General features: G+C 61.8%; 17 protein-coding genes. 8 read left to right on the top strand and 9 right to left on the bottom strand.

Features of this window, described 5'->3' with window-relative positions:
- The first annotated feature begins 210 nt into the window (after positions 1–210).
- The 3 genes from VIL80_RS06935 to hemB all read left to right on the top strand — a co-directional run bounded on the left by VIL80_RS06935 (position 211) and on the right by hemB (position 3,121).
- The gene (locus VIL80_RS06935) at positions 211–1,395 is read left to right on the top strand and encodes a benzoate/H(+) symporter BenE family transporter (RefSeq protein WP_332035393.1); all 1,185 of its coding nucleotides are present in this window, start codon (positions 211–213) and stop codon (positions 1,393–1,395) included.
- Complete coding sequence (locus VIL80_RS06930; protein ID WP_332035392.1) at positions 1,395–2,021, top strand: GntR family transcriptional regulator; 627 nt, start codon at positions 1,395–1,397, stop codon at positions 2,019–2,021. The genes VIL80_RS06935 and VIL80_RS06930 overlap by 1 nt, the downstream gene beginning before the upstream one ends.
- Positions 2,022–2,110: 89 nt before the next feature.
- Positions 2,111–3,121, top strand: a complete 1,011-nt coding sequence (hemB, locus tag VIL80_RS06925) for a porphobilinogen synthase (protein ID WP_332035391.1) — start codon at positions 2,111–2,113, stop codon at positions 3,119–3,121.
- Positions 3,122–3,183: 62 nt separating this feature from the next.
- Here hemB and VIL80_RS06920 read toward each other — a convergent pair whose 3' ends face one another.
- The 5 genes from VIL80_RS06920 to mrcB all read right to left on the bottom strand — a co-directional run bounded on the left by VIL80_RS06920 (position 3,184) and on the right by mrcB (position 9,205).
- The gene (locus tag VIL80_RS06920; protein WP_332035390.1) at positions 3,184–3,579 is read right to left on the bottom strand and encodes a helix-turn-helix transcriptional regulator; all 396 of its coding nucleotides are present in this window, start codon (positions 3,577–3,579) and stop codon (positions 3,184–3,186) included.
- Between the two features lie 209 nt (positions 3,580–3,788).
- On the bottom strand, positions 3,789–4,721 hold the full coding sequence (locus VIL80_RS06915; RefSeq protein WP_332035389.1) for a winged helix-turn-helix domain-containing protein: 933 nt from the start codon (positions 4,719–4,721) through the stop codon (positions 3,789–3,791).
- 21 nt (positions 4,722–4,742) lie between these two features.
- Entirely contained in the window at positions 4,743–5,666 is a 924-nt protein-coding gene (locus VIL80_RS06910; RefSeq protein WP_332035388.1) for a DUF2167 domain-containing protein, read from the bottom strand.
- Positions 5,667–5,713: 47 nt separating this feature from the next.
- Positions 5,714–6,307, bottom strand: a complete 594-nt coding sequence (locus VIL80_RS06905) for a rhomboid family intramembrane serine protease (protein WP_332035387.1) — start codon at positions 6,305–6,307, stop codon at positions 5,714–5,716.
- A gap of 156 nt (positions 6,308–6,463) precedes the next feature.
- Complete coding sequence (mrcB, locus tag VIL80_RS06900; protein WP_332035386.1) at positions 6,464–9,205, bottom strand: penicillin-binding protein 1B; 2,742 nt, start codon at positions 9,203–9,205, stop codon at positions 6,464–6,466.
- A 238-nt stretch (positions 9,206–9,443) separates the two neighbouring features.
- On the opposite strand from mrcB, the gene VIL80_RS06895 reads away from it, so the two are divergent.
- Positions 9,444–10,448: an adenosine kinase gene (locus VIL80_RS06895; protein ID WP_332035385.1), complete on the top strand. Its 1,005-nt coding sequence runs from the start codon at positions 9,444–9,446 to the stop codon at positions 10,446–10,448.
- 214 nt (positions 10,449–10,662) lie between these two features.
- Here VIL80_RS06895 and VIL80_RS06890 read toward each other — a convergent pair whose 3' ends face one another.
- From VIL80_RS06890 to VIL80_RS06875, 4 genes are all read right to left on the bottom strand, one after another.
- Complete coding sequence (locus VIL80_RS06890) at positions 10,663–12,432, bottom strand: EAL domain-containing protein (RefSeq protein WP_332035384.1); 1,770 nt, start codon at positions 12,430–12,432, stop codon at positions 10,663–10,665.
- 137 nt (positions 12,433–12,569) lie between these two features.
- The gene (locus VIL80_RS06885) at positions 12,570–13,148 is read right to left on the bottom strand and encodes a YajG family lipoprotein (RefSeq protein ID WP_332035383.1); all 579 of its coding nucleotides are present in this window, start codon (positions 13,146–13,148) and stop codon (positions 12,570–12,572) included.
- 144 nt (positions 13,149–13,292) lie between these two features.
- Complete coding sequence (locus tag VIL80_RS06880; protein WP_332035382.1) at positions 13,293–13,826, bottom strand: copper chaperone PCu(A)C; 534 nt, start codon at positions 13,824–13,826, stop codon at positions 13,293–13,295.
- Between the two features lie 38 nt (positions 13,827–13,864).
- Positions 13,865–14,647, bottom strand: a complete 783-nt coding sequence (locus VIL80_RS06875; protein WP_332035381.1) for an N-acetylglucosaminyltransferase — start codon at positions 14,645–14,647, stop codon at positions 13,865–13,867.
- Positions 14,648–14,826: 179 nt separating this feature from the next.
- Between VIL80_RS06875 and VIL80_RS06870 the strand changes: the two genes are divergently transcribed.
- The 4 genes from VIL80_RS06870 to accC all read left to right on the top strand — a co-directional run.
- Positions 14,827–16,728, top strand: coding sequence for a protein-disulfide reductase DsbD family protein (locus VIL80_RS06870; protein WP_332035380.1), 1,902 nt, complete (start codon positions 14,827–14,829; stop codon positions 16,726–16,728).
- Positions 16,729–17,077: 349 nt separating this feature from the next.
- Positions 17,078–17,512 carry a type II 3-dehydroquinate dehydratase gene (gene aroQ / locus VIL80_RS06865; RefSeq protein WP_332035379.1) on the top strand — a complete coding sequence of 145 codons (435 nt, stop codon included), beginning with the start codon at positions 17,078–17,080 and terminating at the stop codon, positions 17,510–17,512.
- A 67-nt stretch (positions 17,513–17,579) separates the two neighbouring features.
- Positions 17,580–18,047 (top strand): acetyl-CoA carboxylase biotin carboxyl carrier protein, encoded by a 468-nt coding sequence (accB, locus tag VIL80_RS06860; protein WP_332035378.1) that lies wholly within the window; start codon positions 17,580–17,582, stop codon positions 18,045–18,047.
- Positions 18,048–18,062: 15 nt separating this feature from the next.
- On the top strand, positions 18,063–19,162 hold a 1,100-nt coding region (accC, locus tag VIL80_RS06855), incomplete at its 3' end, for an acetyl-CoA carboxylase biotin carboxylase subunit (protein WP_332035377.1).

Below are 19,162 nucleotides of genomic sequence, written 5' to 3'. Positions count from 1 at the left end.
GCTGATACCGGGTGCGGTCATGCGAGACCTTCCGCGAGAGGGACCTCGCGGAAGAGCCCCCATGGATGGGTTCACGGCGTGTCTCGCAAGACCGCACCCGGTAGCAGTGCCGCCACCGCGCCATTTATACCCCTTCCTCCAATCTTCACTTGCGTACAACCGACAACCAGAATTATAAAATGTATACATTTTTGATTTGGTATATATTTCATGGAGCAGATCGCACAGCGCTCCCTTTTCGCTGATACCACCCTGTCCGCGATCAGCGCCGGATTTGCCGCAGTGCTGGTGGGCTTTGCCAGCTCCGTGGCCATTGTGCTGCAGGCGGCAAATGCCGCCGGTGCCAGTGAGGCGCAAATGGTCTCGTGGATCGGCGCCCTCGGCTTGGGGATGGGGCTCACCTGTATCGGTTTTTCCTGGTACTACCGCGCGCCGGTGGTCACGGCCTGGTCCACCCCCGGTGCGGCGCTGCTGGCCACCAGCCTGAGCGGCGCCTCCCTGCCAGAGGCGGTGGGAGCGTTTCTGTTCAGCGCGCTGCTGACATTGTTACTTGGGATATCCGGCGCCTTCGAGCGGATCATGGCGCGGGTGCCGCTGCCCATTGCCAGCGCCATGCTGGCAGGCATCCTGTTGCAGTTCGGACTGTCGGTATTCACTTCGCTACAGGCGAGCCCAATGCTGGTCGGGATCATGCTCGCCACCTATCTTGTCGGGCGTCGCTGGCTGCCGCGTTACGGCATCATTCTGGTACTGGTGGCAGGCTTTGCCGCCAGCTGGCTGCTGGGGGAGATTCACTCCGAACAATTGGACTGGTCGCTCGCACGGCTGCAGTGGGTAATGCCGGAATTCAATGTCCCGGTGCTGCTGGGCGTTGGCCTGCCGCTGTTTATCGTCACCATGACCTCGCAGAATATTCCCGGCGTGGCCACCCTGCGCGCCAGCGGCTACCCGCGGGTGCCGGTATCGCCGCTGGTCGCCGGCACCGGGCTGACGTCTCTGCTGCTGGCGCCATTCGGCGGCTTTGCCTTCAATCTCGCCGCCATTTCCGCCGCCATCTGCACCGGTCCCGAGGCGCACCCGGACCCGGCGCGGCGCTATACCGCGGGCATTGCCGCGGGGATTTTCTACCTACTGGCCGGGCTGTTCGGCGCCAGTGTAGTGGCCTTGTTTGCGGCGCTGCCCGCGGCAATGATCGCCGGTGTTGCCGGGCTCGCACTGGTCGGCGTTATCGGCTCCAGCCTCGCCGGTGCCACCGCCGATGCGGACAGCCGTGAATCCGCCCTGATCACGCTGTTGATTACCGCTTCCGGGGTCAGCTTCCTCGGTATCGGCGCGGCCTTCTGGGGACTAGCCGGTGGACTCACCTGCCACTGGCTGCTGGCGAAGAGGGGCTAATGGATCTCTACCTGCAACTGAAGGCGGATCTGCAACACGGGCTCTTTGCCCCGGGCACACCACTCAAACAGAGCGAGATCGCCGAACACTATGGCGTCAGCCGTATCCCGGTGCGCGACGCGCTGGCGCGACTGAAAAGCGAGGGGTGGCTTACCGGCCACGGCAAGCGCGGGGTGGCGGTACCGCTGTTAGACCCACAGGAAGCGGAAGACCTGTACCTGATGCGTATGCACCTGGAACCGCTGCTGCTGGAACGCGCGGCACCCAACCTGAACGGCGAGTTACTCGGTCGCGCGCGGGATATTCTCGACGCCATGGAGACTAATCCTCCACTCGATGCCGCGGCCCTCGGCCAGCTCAACTGGCAGTTCCACACAGGACTCTACCGCGCCGCAGCACGCCCCACCTTGTTCAACACCGTGGAACAGCTGCAGCGCCAGTGCGAGCGTTATATCGGCTACCAGAACCGCAGTCTCGATTATCAGGACACCAGTCAGCGCGAGCACTACCAGCTGCTGGAGCTGCTGCAGCGTGGCAAGACGGATAAGGCCTGCACACTGCTGGAACAGCACATCGCCGCCGCCGGGCGCGTGCTGGTGGCGCACCTCAGCAAGCCGCGGGACTGAAACGACCGTCGCGGTGTTTGCTATCATGGCCGCCAGCCAAGTCGCGGCCAGTGATACCGCGCCAATCCATTCTACGGAGTGCCCAGTACATGAGTTTCAGCCCCAACCGTGGCCCCTATCCAAACTCCCGCCCGCGCCGCCTGCGCGCCAGTGAATTCTCCCGCCGCCTGGTGCGGGAAAACCGCCTGACCAGCGACGACCTGATCCTGCCGCTGTTTGTCATCGAGGGCCGCGGTGAGACCCAACAGGTGGCGTCCATGCCCGGCGTCGAACGCATGACCGTCGACCTGCTCACCGCCAAGGCCAAGGAACTGGTGAAGCTCGGCATCCCCGCGGTGGCCCTGTTCCCGGTAGTGGACGCCGCGCACAAATCCGAAGACGCGCGCGCGGCCTACGCCGTGGACGGACTGGCCCAGCGCGCGGTGCGTGCACTGAAGGACGCCGCGCCGGAACTCGGTGTCATTACCGATGTGGCGCTCGACCCCTTCACCAGCCACGGCCAGGACGGCCTGATGAACCAACAGGGCTATATCGTCAACGACGACACGGTGGAAGTGCTGGTGCAACAGGCGCTGTCCCACGCCCAGGCCGGCGCCGATGTGGTGGCGCCCTCGGACATGATGGACGGGCGCATCGGCGCGATACGCACCGCGCTGGAGCGCGAGGGCCACGTGAACACCCAGATCATGTCTTATGCCGCCAAGTATGCGTCCAGCTACTACGGGCCTTTCCGCGATGCGGTGGGTTCCGCCGGCAACCTGAAAGGCGCCAACAAGTTCAGCTACCAGATGGACCCAGCCAATTCCGACGAGGCGCTGCACGAGTGCGCACTGGATCTGGAAGAAGGCGCGGACATGATCATGGTCAAGCCGGGCATGCCCTACCTGGATGTGGTGCGGCGCGTGAAAGACGAGCTGAAAGTGCCCACCTTCGCTTATCAGGTGAGTGGCGAGTACGCCATGCATTGCGCGGCCTTTGCCCACGGTTGGCTGAACCGCGAGGCGGTGATTCTGGAATCCCTGCTGGCATTCAAGCGTGCCGGGGCAGACGGTGTGCTGACGTATTTCGCCGAGGAAGCCGCCAGGCTGCTACGTGGCTGATTCTGTTGCCGCGGAGTACTGAAACCGGCCTGATCTCACGCTCAGGCCGGCCCCGGATTCCGTCAAGCCAGGCCGAGTGCAATACAGCGGTTGATCAGCTGCCCGGAATTGCGGCAGCCCGCCTTGCGCAGAATGTTCTTACGGTGGTTTTTCACCGTATACACGGAAATATGTAACTGCTGCGCAATCTCCACACTGGTGGCGCCGGCGGCAATCCGCGCCACGATTTCCAGCTCCCGGGAACTGAACGGGATTGGCAAGCCTTTAAGCGCCGAAGCCGGATTGGGATATGCGGGCAATACCGGTTCGCGGGTTGCCGCTCTATGCTCCGGCGTATTCGCTGCCGGCGCGGCCATCAATGTCTGCAACCGAAGCTCCACAGAATTCACCGAGTGCTGCGCCACCATGTGCTCATCCCGGTGGCAAATCACCAGCCCCGCCAATCCAGTTCCCAACATCACTCCCCCAAGCCTTTTTGCCGCCGTATTCCATAGATCCGCCGCCCCAGCAGTGCCCCGCGTCGTCCCGGAGACGGGCCGACCACCGCAGAAGGCGATTAAAAAAATGTACGGGTATGGCGCCGACGGCGTCTTTGAAAGCTTGTGAATATTTGTGAATCCCGGCTTAAGAGTCCTGGCGGGCAATCGACGAAACGTGAAAACGAGGGTCAGGGAACGGTAGGCGCGTCGGCATCCAGGTCAAACAGCGGCAGCACCATGCTGAAGAGTTCGTCCTGAGTGACCGCCACACCATTGCCACCGCGCTGTTCAACCAACTGACGCTGGGGTTCCGAGGGCATGATCGTGTAGAGAAAGTAAGGGGTGTCGTCGTGACGCGCGCGCAGATGCTCCATCAATTTGAATCCGGCGAGCGGTTCGCCACCGCGCCCCATATCCGAGATCACCGCATGATAGCGGTACATGGACAACAGCATCAGCGCGTCTTCGGTATTGGTGACGATATAAACAGCAATGCCGCGGGACTCGAACTGCCGGCGCTCGGTGAGGTTGTTGTCGGGGTTATCGTCCACCCAAAGGATACGCCCACGGACATCGGGCGCCTCGCCGATCACCAGCGGCACGCGCTCGTCGCGCTCACCGCTTGTCGCACTGAAATAAACGATCGCCGCGGTAAAGAGCAACAGCAGCCCCATAGCCGCCAACGATCGCCAGTTTGCTGCAGGAGAGGATGTTGCCGAGGGATCGACGCTAAGCCCGGCTTTCCGCACTGTCCTCGGCGCATCGGCCACGGGCTGCTCCGTGTCCTCGGCCATCCCGGGCAATTCACAAAGCTGTTCCACCAGTTCCGGCGCCAGCCGGTAACCGCGGCCGTGCAGGGTCTGAATCAATGGACCCTGGTAGCCATAGTTGCGGAAGAGCTTGCGGGTATCCGATACCAGCCGCCCCGCCGACCAGTGCGATACCACCGTATTGGGCCACAGGGTTTCCAGCAGTTGCTGCTGGCTGCACGCTTCGGGATAGGTATCGATCAACAGCCGCAACAGCTGCAGCTGGCGAGCGTCCGCTTCCACAGGGGTGCCACCGGCAGTGAGATATAGCTGCACGGTATCCAAGATGAAGTTGTGGAAGCGGTATTGCATGGGGCTGTGTTATTGCCGATGTTATTGCGGATCATATTTATCGCGGCGGCGGAACAGTTTCAACAGAGCACCCAGCGCGAGAGGAATTACTACCCAGACTTTTTTCAGCAACAACAAAAGGCCGGCGAGAACACCGGTTTTCGCCAGCACCTTGCCGGTCACCAGTGCGCCCAGTCCGTAGGCTGCCACTTTGTCGATGGCGGGGTCGAATTCCTCATAGCGGTAGCCGGGGTTGAAGCTGGCCATGGACAGCACTGCGTCCCTACTCTGTTTGATGTCATCCAGTTCCGGCATACCGGCAATGAAGTTCAGCACCAGTACGCCCTTACGTCCCAGCACGCGAATATTGTAATTCAGGGTGTTGGTCTCCAGGTCGCCAAACGCCAGCTCCTTGGCCCAGTAGAGTTTTTTCTGCCCTGCATCGTAATAAGGCGGTTCCGCCCAGCCCAGCAGGCTGATGGACTCGTAGCCATTGTCGACCCGGTACTCGCTCTCCTCACGGACAGACGCCTGCATGTCCCTCAGCAAATCGTCGTAATCGATTTCCGCCGCGTCGTCGTCGCGGATATAACCCTCTTCGCTGTACTCGATGGTAACGCCCCAGGAATCGCCGTCAAACGGTGTGGTTCCGGCGGGAAACAGCATTCCCAGGGTCAGCTCACTCTCCGGGTTGCCCCAGATTTCCTCCAGCACCACTTTGCTGTCTTCGGGGCTCAGGTAATAAAACGATTCCGGCACCTCGAGACTGGCGACACCACCGGCCAGTTCCACGGTGCCGCTGCGCTGCACCATTCCGTCCCAGGTCCGCTGGGCCCAGGCCATGTATTGCTGCTGTTCTTCGGTGAGATCCGGTTCCACAGCCTGTTCAAGCACCTGTGCATTGCCACCCAGCGGAGACAACGTCAGTAACAGGCCGGCAATGCCGACTAAGCGTGAAAAAGTCATATTTTCTCTCATTTATTTTTATGTTGTGGTTGGGGAAAGTAAAAACTTTATAGCAATCGAGCCCAGGCCCCCGGGTCGGTGAACAGCACAAACACCAGACCGGTGACCGCACCCCAGAAGTGCGCATCGTGGTTGATGCGGGTGTTTTTGTCGCGGCTCGCATAGACGCTGTAGATCAGGTACAGCACCCCGAACAGCCAGGCGGGCAGCGGAAATGGCAGGAACAGCAGGTACAGTTCCGAATGCGGGTAGTAGACGATATAGGCAAACACCACCGCAGAGATGGCACCGGAAGCGCCAACGCTGGCGTACTGGGGGTTGTCGCGCTCCTTGAACAACGTGGGGATATGGCTCGCCACCAGCGCCAGCGCGTAGAGCAACACAAATTTGGTACCGCCAATCCGGCGGGCCAGCTCATTGCCGAACAGCCACAGGCACCACATGTTCACCGCCAGGTGCAGCAGATTCGCGTGCACAAACCCGGCGAGATAAATGGAGTCGCGGTTCTCGCCGCGCCACACCCGGTAGGGGCGGAAGGCGCACACTTCCAGCAGGCGCGGCGAAAGGTACAGGGCAATCAGGCTAACCACTGTGGTCACCACCAGTAAAATGGTGGTCGGTGTCACTAGCGATGCAATCAAAAGTGATGTCTCACGGGCAATTTGTACGGCAGATGCGCAACCATACTACATTGCTTTTATCGTGAGATTTAGCCCGCCGACCTCACACCGGATCAGCGCCAGCCTACCGGCAATATCGCCATCGGAACCTGTGGATGTGCAGCTAGCGGCCGTGTATCAAGGCCACTGATCATTTTCCTGTGGCGGCCAGGGCTGGGCGTCCTCCACCGGTGCCCCCTGGCGGCGGTCGTTCTCGCGGCGCTGTTCTTCCTCCCGCCGCAGCGCCTCCTCCCGCAGCATGCGCTGTTCGAGGAGACGTCGCTCTTCCTCGGCGCGGCGCTCCTCTTCCCGGTAGCGCTCTTCCTGGATGCGACCGGATTCCTCCAGCCGTCGCAGGCGTTCCACTTCGGACTGCGGGAGCGACTGGGGCTCATCGCGGTACTCCGGCGGTTCGCTCTGTTCGTCCTGCCACTGCTCCTGCTCCAGCTGCTCGCGCAACTGACGCTCCCGTTCACGCTGGCGCTGCAGTTCCTCGCGACGCTGCTGTTCCGGGTCTATGCCCCAGCCCGGGGTCATCTCCTCACGCGGCGCCACTTTTTTGCTGTCATCGTCGCGGTCAAACCAGTTGCGGAACCAGCCGCGGCTCTGGCAGCGCGGGTCGGTCTGCAGGCGGCTCTCGTCGGAAATCGGCAGCTCGCGCCCACCCTCACAGTGGCTCGGGTCCATGTATTCGCCCTTGTCGTTCAGCGGCTTCCACTCCACCCCGCGCGGTGTCTGGATACGACCGTGGCGGTGGGGCAATTTGCGCATGATGTCGGTCCACACACTGAGGGCGCCGGTGGCACCGGTGAGGCTGGTGCGCTGGTTGTCGTCGCGCCCAAGCCATACCACCGCGGTCACTCCCGGGCTGAAACCGGCGAACCAGCTGTCGCGATAATCGTTGGTGGTACCGGTCTTGCCGGCGAACGGCACACTGTTGGGCAGGCGGCGGTATGCGCTTTTGGCGGTACCCTCACGCATCACCTGCTCCAGGCCGTAGCGCAGCAGGTACACCGGCACCTCTTCCACACCGCGACTGGTTTTGGAGCGGAAGCGCTGTACCTGATTGCCGTCGGCATCGGACACCGCCAGCAGCGTGCGCGGCTCGACATGTTCACCGCCGTTGGCCAGGGTCTGGTACATGCCGGCCACCTCAAACGGTGTCAGCTCCGCGGTACCGAGGAACAGCGACGGCACCCGCGGCAAGTTGGCCTGCACTCCGAGCCTGCGCATGGTCTGGCGCACATTTTCGATACCGAGGTCCAGCCCCAGGCGCGCGGTGGCCAGGTTGTAGGAATTGGCAAGCGCCACATACAACGGCACCAGCCCGTGGCTGCGGTTGCCGTAGTTGGATGGCATCCACACCTGGCCATCTTCCGTGACTTCGCGAATCGGCGCGTCATCGATCAGGGTGCCGAGGTTGTACTGATGCGGCCGCTCGAGCGCGGTGAGGTAGATCGCCGGCTTGACCAGGGAGCCGATCTGGCGACGCGCTTCCAGTGCGCGGTTGAATCCTGGGTAGTGCGGGCGACGGTCACCCACCATCGCCAGTACATTGCCGGTGTGGTTTTCCAGAATGACGGTGGCAGCCTGCAGCGAGTCCTGCTGGATACCGCGGTCTTTCTCCAGCTGTGCCACGCCCTGGCTCACGGACTTTTCCGCCAGGTCCTGCACCGACGGTGAGAGGCTGGTATAGATGCGCAGCCCCGCGGTGCGCAACTCCTCTACCGAATAGTAGGGGCGCAGCTCTTCCAGAAGACGCTCGGTGAATGCCGGGTAGGGGTTCTGGGCGGTGGCGCCGGCGGACACAACTTCCAGCGGCTTTTTGATCAATCGGCCGTGCTGCTCCTGGTTAATCAGCCCCTGTTCCAGCATCACATCCAGCACGATGTTGCGCCGCTCCAGCGCGCGCTTGGGGTTGCGCCACGGGTTGTAATAGGAAGCGCCCTTTACCAGCCCCACCAGCAGTGCGATCTGGTGCGGTTCCAGCTGGCTAAGCGGCTTCTGGAAATAGAACTCGGAGGCGAGACCAAAGCCGTAAATTGCGCGGCTGCCCTGCTGCCCCAGCCACACCTCGTTGATGTACTCCTGCAGGATATAGGCCTTGTCGTAGTGGACCTCCATCAGGATGGCCATCAGCGCTTCGTTGAACTTGCGCCGCAGACTGGGCTTGTGGTCGAAGAAGATGTTCTTCACCAGCTGCTGGGTAATGGTGGAACCGCCCTGCACCACACTACCTGCCTTGAAGTTGGCCACCATAGCGCGGGCGATACCGCGGGGAGAAACCCCGAAGTGGTGCACGAAATCCTGGTCCTCCACCGCAATCAGGGTGGCGCCGAGCAGCGGCGGAATCTCGTTGATCCGCACCGGATTGCGATCGTCTCCGCCACCCAGCAGGGTGCCGATGGGTGCGGCGTCGAGACGGAACTCCTTCAACCTGCCGCCACTTTCGTCGCGCAGCAGAGTGAGCTCGTCATTGCGCAGACGGAACTGCACCTTGGCGGCGGCCTCGCGCTTGTCCGCGTGAATGAAATCACGCCGCCACACCAGATACTCCATGCCGTCGCGCTGCCACTGGCCCGGTTCCTCGACATTTGCAACCTTGTTGTAATTGAGCGCGGCAAACTCGGATTCCAGCTCATCCGGGCGCATCACCATGCCTTCCTGCAGGATCAGCGGACGCGCGAACACCCGCGCCGGCAGCTGGTACTGGCGACTGTCCAGACGCTCGCGCAGCTGTACATCCAGCCACACCATGTACGCAGCCAGCGCCAGCACCCCCAGCAGGGCCAGCAGGGCCAGACGGCCGACCCAGCGGCGCAGCCTGCCAGAAGTGTGTTTTTGGCTTTTCCCGTTAGAACGGCGCTTGTTTGATGCCATATCGCTACAGATAAACTCTTAACAAAGGATTCAAATTCGGTGTCGGCCGCCAAATACAGCCGCTATAGAGGCTTTTATAGCCGGCATTTATAAGGTCACCGGCACACAAGTCAAATCCAGCCGGTCACAGACCGCCACGTCGCATGCACTTGCACTGGACCCATCCGGCGCCATAATGCGGCGAGCTCCCGCAGTGCGGGCCAGACTACAGCAACAGACCAGAAGCAACGGAATTCCTATGCACCAGTACGACCTTTACGGCATCGGCGCCGCCCTACTCGATACGGAAATTGAAGTCACCGACAGCGACCTCGCGTCTCTGGGGGTCGACAAGGGAGTCATGACACTGGTGGACGACGTGCGCCAGCAACAGCTGGTGGACGACCTCAGAAACCACATGGTCACCGCCAGCCACGCCTGCGGTGGCTCCGGCGCCAACACCATCATCGCCGCCAGCTACTTCGGACTCGACACTTTCTATTCCTGCAAGGTGGCGGACGACGACAACGGTGACTTCTACCGCGACAACCTCGCCGCCGCCGGGGTGGACTACCCCAAAGCCCTGCACAACGCCGATGCCGGCACCACTGGCAAATGCCTGGTGCTCATCACCCCGGACGCGGAGCGCAGCATGAACACCTACCTCGGCATCAGTGCCGAGCTCTCGGTGGAGGAGCTCGACAGCGAAGCCCTGAGCCAGTCACGCTGGACCTACCTCGAAGGCTACCTGGTCTCCTCCCCCACCGGCCGCGCCGCCGCCATCGCCCTGCGCAAGCAGGCAGAAGCCAGCGGTGTAAAAACTGCCCTGAGCCTTTCCGACCCCATGATGGTGCAACTGTTCCATGACGGCCTCAAAGAAATGATCGGCGACAGCGTCGACCTGCTGTTCTGCAACCGCGACGAAGCCCTCAAATTCTGCGACACCGACTCCATCGACCAGGCCGCCAAGGCCCTGCGCAACCACTGCCGCGCCTTCGCCATCACCCTCGGCGCCGACGGCGCGCTGTTGTGGGACGGAGAACAGGAATACCGGGTCGCCGCCCCGAAGGTCAAAGCCATCGATACCAATGGCGCCGGCGACATGTTCGCGGGCGCCTTCCTTTATGGCATCAACCGCGAAATGAGCTTTGTGGAAGCCGGCGAACTGGCCTGCCGCGCCGCGGCACAGGTGGTGAGTCAGTATGGGCCGAGATTGCGTCCGGAGCAGCATAAAGAACTGCTGGCGCAGACGGCGAACGCGTAAAGAATCGGTATACAGGAAAAAGGTCTGAAGGCTTACGAAGCTGAAAACCCAGAAGTGAAGGCCAAGTGCTGGGTCTGGGTTTTCAGGATCGTCGGCAACAGGGACGTTGCCGACGAAGCGTACAGGGATGTATTCACAGCGGTCCTGAAAACCCAGACCGAGTGCATGGCCGCTACAGATCCCGCTTCAAACCTCCGAGGGATTACCACCGAAATCAGCTCACAGAAGAAGGACGAGGCCCACTGATCTCAGGCAGACAGGCCGCAGCGGCAATCCCAAACCCCTGCGCATAATCCACCCCCATCAAGCGCAGCTTTTCCAGCAGTTCCGGCGTCTCCGCAAACTCCGCAATGGTGCTAATCCCCATGCGCTTCGCCAGGTGATCCACCGTACTCACCATTGCACTGTCGATCTCATCCTCCAGCATATTGCGCACAAAGGAACCATCGATCTTCAGATAATCCACCGGCAACTGGCGCAGATACGCCAGCGACGACGCTCCGCGACCAAAATCATCCAGCGCAAAACTGCACCCCGCCGCGCGCAACTTGTGGATAAACACCAGCGCCCGATCCAGATTATTGATCGCGCTCGTCTCGGTGATCTCAAACTGCACCCGCGACGGCGCCACCCCCGCCTCGGTCAGCTCTCCCAGTACAAAATCGGCGAAGTACTCATCCCCGAGACTGATCCCGGAAATATTGATCGCATAGTGGAAGCCTGCCGCGCCGCTGCTCTGCTCCAGCGCCATATAGCGGAAAATATTGCGGATCACCCAGCGGTCCACTTCATCGATGATCCCGTACCGCTCTGCCGCCGGCAGGAACAGCCCCGGCGAAATCACATCGCCATCGCGCCCCTGCATGCGCACCAGCACCTCGTAATGGTGTATCCGATTCTTGTCCTGCAGCGCCACCACCGGCTGGCGATACAGTAACAGGCGGTCCTCGCGGATCGCCGCATGAATCTCCGCAAGCCAGGTACTCTCGCGGCGCTTCTCCAGCGCCTTGCGCGAATCCCCGAAAAACTTCACCCGGTTGCGCCCCTGGTCCCTGGCTGCACTGCAGGCATCGTTGGCCGAGGCCAGTAACTGGCTGGCGGGGGGCGCATGGCTATCAACACTCACCGCGCCAATCGACAGCGCCGGGCGCGTCTCGCTGTCTTCCCACTGAAACACAAACCCATTTACCGCCTCGCGCAGGCGGGTCACGATGCGCTTGGCTTCCTCCAGGGTGCAGTCTTTCAGCAACAGCGCAAATTCATCGCTGCCCACGCGCCCAAGCAGGTCACCCTTGCCCAGGCAGCGGGTCAGGATTTTCGCCAATGCGATCAACAACGCATCGCCGGCGCTGTAGCCAAGGGTGTCGTTGACCACTTTGAACTGGTAGACGTCGAGATACAGGAGGATATGGTGGTGGCGCGGGCCGGTGTCGGAACTCAGCAGTTGCTGCAGGGCGTGTTCGAAGGTCTGGCGGTTGGGGAGATGGGTAAGGGCATCGTGGCTGCTCTGCCAGCTGAGACGGGAGGAGATGCGCCGCACCTCCGAGGTATGGCGCAACACCAGCACATAACCCTCGAGGTTCACGCCCTCCCGCAAGCTGTGGATCACCACGCTGACCTCCAGCAGCTCGCCGTCTTCCCTGCGAATATTGCCGCGCAGTTCGCGACGGCTGGGAATATTGCCAGCGACTTCCGCGCTGCCCAGGCTCAGATCAATGGCCTCACCACCGTCGTCATAGAGCGACAGGCTGCCGGCGAGTGGCTGCCCCGGGAGCAGGCCCACAAGATTACCGCTCAGCTCGCTGGCCAGCGGGTTGCTGTAGCGAATACGTCCATGGCAGTCAGTGACCACTACACCGTCGGCCACTTCGCCCAGCGCCAGTTCCGCGGCCGCCGGGGCCAGGGAGCCGCAGGACAATGCCTCCGCATCCGCCTCCGTCAGCAGGCCGTGGAATGCGGCATTTTTCGGTGTGAACTCAGTCAATGGAATCCCAATTCAACCGGCAGCGGCGCCCGGTTTTTGCCAAGGCGGTCGCCCGAAGGGACCGCGAAAAAATATCGCGCCACTGGCGCGGCTCTCGTTGTCGAAGATATCTCTCAACGGCAAAAAATAACACCGGCTTAGAGGTGCTGGCGCAGGAAAGACTTCAGTTTTTCGTCTTCGAACGCGCGCTGCAGGGTGGCACTCAGCAACTGGTTGAGGTTGGCCTCCACCTCCTCGCGGCTGGGCTTGATCAGGTTGCGGTCCTTGCCGCTGGTGCTGTAGTTACCGTAAAAGGTCGCCCCCTTTACCGATACCTGAAGCTGGATGGAGGCGCCGGAGTCCACCTTGGTGGTGTAGAGCCTGTTGGGGCTGTCGTAACTAAGGTTGGTGAGGTTCGCCACCACCTGTACATCGCCGCCGGTCTGCACGCCCTCGAAGGACCAAGCCTCAAGCCCCTGATACAGGGCAACAGCCATGGCCTGCTCGATATCGTTGCCCAGGGACACATTGGAGGAATCGGCATAAATGCCACCCAGGGAACCGAGGCCGCCACCGGCCAGCTGGTTCACGCCGCGGGCGTACACGGTGTAGCCGGAACCGATATTGTCCGGAGCGACCTGCACTTGCGGCTTCACCACCACCTGCACCGGGCTGTGGGCACAGGCACCGAGCATCACAGCAAAACCCGTAACCAGTACTGCGGCCAGTTTCTTCATAAAATCTCTCCAATACTCCATAAATGGTTCAATGTTTTCGGCATTTAGCCGGAACTATTCCAATTAAGTTCCAGCCTGCACGCCATTTCGATGCAACTTGCCGGGGTGTTGCCGGTGTAATCATCCTCACAATCAGGATCACGGCTAGCCGTGATGGTGCCCGTGATGGGGAGCCTCTTCCTGCCCCATTTCCGGCGCCTGCTCCCCGAGTCCGCGCACCGGCAGCGTCACTTCGCGGGCGGAACCGTCGGCGAATACCAGCCGCAGGGACAGCGACTGCCCCGCTTTCAGCATTACACCGCGGACCATCAGATGGGCTGCCCCCGGGCGCATTTCAATGGCACCGCCACCGGGCAAGGTAATTTCTTGCAGCATGCGCATACGATTCACGCCTGCCTCCGCTTCGGTCGTGTGCAGCTCGACCGAACCTTGCGGATACGCGGGCAGCTCAACCCGCTCAAGTACCCGCGCATGGCCGGAAAGCTCGCGCAGGGTGAGGTAAGCCGCGCCCATGGGGGCGCCGGGGGGCATCTCGCGGGCGTAGCCGGTTATTTCGATATCTGCGGCCGAGTCTGTCTCCGCAACAACGGCGCTTGTGAAGCCGCACAGGCACCACAGCAACAGTGCGTGGGATGCCCAAGTGTTTGCGAATTTCTGCTTTACGGTTTTTCTGTTCAAGAACGTCCCCTCCGTTTCAGCTCGCCTGACGCGTGTGATTACTGGGTCTTTTGTAACAGCAATCGCGGCGGATTGCCGAGTTTTATGTCACCCCGCACCCGGTAACCGGGTACCGCTTCGCGCAGCTGGCTGTATACCCAGCGCCCTTCGGCATCATTGCGGGCGACAATAATGACCCGCAACTCGTGCGCGCGAATACGCTCCGCGACATTTTTCAGCATCTGCACCATGGCCTCGGAGCGCGCCGTCAGTGGCCCCGTCGGCAACTCCACGGTCTGCGCACCCGGACCCTCCTGGGCAATATCCTGTTCCGCGCGACGCTGCTCCCGCTGCGATTGACTGCGTACTTCCTTGGACAGCGGGTTGCCCGGCGCAATCTGGTCTGCGGTGTTCAGCAGGCTGTTGGCGTGCCCGAACGCACGCTGGCGCAGCGCATCGCGCGCCTGTTCCACCAGTTGCATCACCAGAGTCTGGATCCCCGCCGCGGCCTGTGCATTGCCCGGATCCAGCTGTTGCACTTGCAGGTAGAAGTCATAGGCACTGGCACCGGCCGGCATGGTGATAAAGCCCTCGCGCTGAGCATACTCCGCGCGCTGCAGAAAATGTTGCACAGCGCGCTGGCGGATTTCTTCCGGGGTGGGTCCTGTTGGGCGCACAGGCTCCGGGGGCGCCGCCGGTGCCGGCGCCGGTGCTGGCGGCGGCGTGGCACAGCCTGCGAGCAGTGTCAGTAGCAGGGCGCCGGACACCGCGATAGCGCGCCGCGCAGGAGTGGCGCCAGCGGAGGAACCGCCGCCCCCCTTAGCAGGAAATTGGCCCTTCACGAAAATTGCGATCGGATTCACTGTTCTGATGTCTACCTTCAAGCTGGGGCCCACTCGCTGCCAGCTGTTGTTTTTTTGTACCGGCGGCACCGCTATACTGCCCTACGCTGAAGGCACCAGGGAACGGCGGCCCGCAAAACCAGTCCAAACTTGCCTGACTATAAAGAATTTTGTTGCCAATGACTGCGAACACTTCCGGCTTGCGAAAAATATTTCTTACCGCGCGCCCAGCCACTCTTTCTCTGGCCATGCTATGTGCGCTGCTGCTTGTGGGCGCCTGGCTGCCCTCCCTGTCCGCCAGCGCAAGCGACGGACTATCCACATCGCCTTTGGCACCATCTTCGGCGCCGTTCGGCGCCGTGAGTTCCGGCCAGGATGACTTCCTGCCGGTGGACCAGGCCTACCAGCTGGATTTCCTGTTCGCGGAAGACGGTGCCAGCGCATTGTTCCAGATCGCACCTGAATACTACCTGTACCGCGACAAATTAAAGGTACTGGTGATAAAGGATGGTGAGAAGTCCGCCCTGCCGCTCAACCTGGAACAGGGTGAGGTAATCTGGGACGACTATTTCGAAAAGGAAACCGAGGTTTACCGCTGGCAACTGGAGATTCCGCTGACATTGCCAGCGGGCATCAACGCTGGCCAAACGGTGCAGATCCAGGTGCACTACCAGGGTTGCGCCGATGCCGGCCTCTGCTATCCGCCGCAGGTGCGCAACTTTTCCCTCGACTTTGCCAGCCAGACTGCCACACCCGACGACAGCGCCGGTAGTGGGCCCGCCGCTCGCGGCAACGCAATCGCCAGCGGACCGCTGGCCGCGTCTGGCTCGGGCGCAACCTCCAGCAGCCTGCTGCTGGCACTGGCGCTGGCATTCGGCGGCGGCCTGCTGCTAAACCTGATGCCCTGCGTGTTCCCGGTACTGTCCATCAAGGCGCTGGCAATCACCCACGCCGGCGATCGCCAGCGGTTGCATGGCTGGGCCTATACGGCGGGCGTGATCGCCACCTTTGTGCTGATTGCTGCCGTCATGCTGGGCCTGCGCAGCGCTGGCGAGGCGGTGGGCTGGGGCTTCCAGCTACAGTCACCGCTGGTAGTGGCCGCACTCGCCTACCTGTTTTTCGCCATGGGCCTCAGCCTCTCCGGGGTCACCGAATTCGGTGGTCGCCTGATGGGACTCGGTGCGGGCAGCACCCGCAACAGCGGCCTCGGCGGGTCTTTCAGTACCGGCGCCCTGGCCACCGTGGTGGCGAGCCCCTGCACCGCGCCCATGATGGGATCGGCACTGGGCTTTGCGGTAACCCAGCCGCCCCTGGTGGCACTCTCGGTATTCGCAGCGCTCGGTGCCGGCATGGCCGCCCCCTTCTTATTGCTTACCTATATCCCCGCCCTGGCGAAAAAACTGCCGCGCCCCGGCCCCTGGATGGAAACCCTGAAGCAGTTCCTGGCCTTCCCCATGTACCTGACCGCGGTGTGGCTGCTGTGGGTACTGGGTCGCCAGACCGGCAGTGACGGCGTGGCGCTGGCACTGGCCGGAGCAGTGGCGATCGCCTTCGCGCTGTGGCTGTGGCCGCGCCCGGCGGACAGCGCGGGCAAGGCTCGATGGCTGCGAGTCACCTGCGCAATCGCCGCGCTGATTGGCGCCACCTGGGTGCTGCCGCAACTGGAGAGCGGCAAACAACAGCTGGCCAGCTCCCACGCCAGCGACTACTGGCAACCCTACACACCGCAGGCTCTGGAGGCGGCCCGCAACCAGGGGCAGCCGGTGCTCATCAACATGACCGCAGCCTGGTGTATCACCTGCCTTGCCAATGAGAAGGTCGTGCTCTCCAGCGACGCGGTGCGCGCCGCCGTGGGCGACTTCGGCATCGTCGCCCTCAAGGGCGACTGGACCAACCAGGACCCGCAAATCACCGAGCTGCTGACCCGCTTTGGCCGCTCCAGTGTACCGCTGTACCTGCTGTTTCCCGCCGGCGGTGGCGAGCCGCAAATCCTGCCGCAAATTCTCTCCCGCGACAGTCTGCTCACCGCCATGCGGGGCGCCGCCAGCCGCGAGGCGGTGGTGGATACTTCCGCGGAGTAATGGAAGTTCTGTGGCGGCGATGACGGTGGACCGCACTGCGCGCCGCCGGTCATCATTGCCGTCGCATTCATCCCTTCTACGTTATTCCGCCTATGTGGCCATTCGCACAGGTGAATAGGCCAGCCTTCACAAAACTTTGCAGCAAATTGGACGTGAATTTCGGCGAACTGCGTGCAACGTCTCTATTTTCAAAATTGGGGCATGGACAGAGGGTCACTTTTGCGGCAAACTCGCGCCCAATTTCGGTAAATCCGTTGATTGACGCTGTTTACCGGCACGTTATCTGACTTTTTCCGGATTTTAGTCACAAAATCGCGCGCATTACCCGAGACCAAGAGCGAGGCACAGAATGGCTAAACTGCTGTTGTTACACGGCCCCAATCTGAACCTGCTGGGTACCCGCGAGCCCCAGATTTACGGCTCCACTACCCTCGAGGAAATCAACCAGGCCGCCCGCGCCCGGTGCGCTGACGCGGGTTGCGAGTTCGATTGCCTGCAGAGCAACAGCGAAGCGGAGCTGGTGGAGCGAATCCACCGCGCCTTTGCCGAAAAGGTGGACTTCATCGTCATTAACCCCGCTGCGTTTACCCATACCAGCGTCGCCCTGCGCGACGCCCTGGCGGGAGTTGCGATTCCGTTTATCGAGGTCCACCTGTCAAACCCACACGCCCGCGAGCCCTTCCGCCACCACTCCTACCTGTCGGACCTGGCGCAAGGCGTTATCTGCGGGTTCGGTGCAGATAGCTACACTTTGGCACTAGACGCGGCGCTGAAACGGCTTTAACTGAATTTTTCATTCGCGGGCTGCGCGCCTGTGAGCATGTATACACAAGATCGAGAGTGAAACTGCTATGGATATCCGCAAAATCAAGAAACTGATCGAACTGCTCGAAGAGTCCGACATCGGCGAGCTGGAGATTAAAGAGGGTGAAGAGTCCGTGCGCATCAGCCGCGGCGTCAGCGGCGCATCCTTCCAGATGCCGCAAATGATGCAGATGCCTATGGCACCTGCCGCCCCCGCTGTCGCACCGGCACCGGCTGCTGCACCCGCCGAAGCCAAGGCAGAATCCGTACCGGCACTGACCGGCCACCCGGTGAAGTCTCCGATGGTGGGCACCTTCTACGCCGCCGCCAGCCCCGGCGCCGATCCTTTCGTGAAAGTTGGCCAGCAGGTAAAAGCGGGCGACGTAATCTGCATCGTCGAGGCGATGAAGATGATGAACCAGATCGAAGCCGACAAAGCCGGCACCATCGAAGCCATTCTGGTGGACGACGGCCAACCGGTAGAGTACGACCAGCCGCTCGTCATCATTTCCTGAGCGGGGTGAGTGCGCATGTTTGAAAAAATCCTGATTGCCAACCGCGGCGAGATTGCGTTGCGCGTGTTGCGCGCCTGTAAAGAGATGGGCATTGCCACCGTGGCGGTGCACTCCCAGATCGACCGCGACCTGAAGCACGTACGCCTGGCGGACGAAGCCGTGTGTATCGGCCCCAACCCGTCGCCCAAGAGCTATCTGAACATCCCCGCCATTATTGCGGCGATGGAGATCACCGATGCGGTGGCGGTGCACCCGGGCTACGGTTTCCTGGCGGAAAACGCTGACTTTGCCGAACAGGTACATAAGAGCGGCTTCACCTTTATCGGCCCGGATGCCGACACCATTCGCCTGATGGGCGACAAGGTGTCTGCGATTGCGGCGATGAAGAAGGCCGGCGTACCCACCGTACCCGGTTCCGACGGCCCACTGCCCGCCGATGGCGAGAAGTGCATGGAAATTGCGCGCAAGATCGGCTTCCCGGTGATCATCAAGGCCGCTGCCGGCGGCGGTGGTCGCGGTATGCGTGTGGTGCACAGCGAGGGCGCGCTGCTGAATTCCATTTCGGTGACCAAAGCCGAGGCCGGTGCGGCCTTTGGTGACAGCACCGTTTATATGGAGAAATTCCTGCAAAACCCGCGTCACGTGGAAATCCAGGTGATGTCCGACGGCCAGGGCAATGCGGTGCACTTCGGCGATCGCGACTGCTCCCTGCAGCGCCGCCACCAGAAGGTTCTGGAAGAAGCTCCGGCCCCCGGCATTCCCGACAAGGTGCGCAAAGAAGTACAGGACGCCTGTGTGCAGGCGTGTATCGACATCGGCTACCGCGGCGCGGGCACCTTTGAATTCCTGTACGAAGATGAGCGCTTCTACTTCATCGAGATGAACACCCGCATCCAGGTAGAGCACCCGGTTTCCGAGATGGTGACTGGTGTCGACCTGATCAAGGAGCAGATTCGCGTCTGCGCCGGCGAGAAGCTGTCGTTCAAACAGGAAGATATCGTGATCCGCGGTCACTCTTTCGAGTGCCGGATCAATGCCGAGGACCCGAAGACCTTCTTCCCGAGCCCTGGCAAAGTGGAATCCTTCCACGCTCCGGGCGGCCTGGGCGTACGGGT

The sequence above is a fragment of the Microbulbifer sp. genome (assembly GCF_036563125.1).
In the GTDB taxonomy this organism is placed as follows: Bacteria; Pseudomonadota; Gammaproteobacteria; order Pseudomonadales; family Cellvibrionaceae; genus Microbulbifer.
This window is presented reverse-complemented; position numbering and strand designations above follow the sequence as displayed.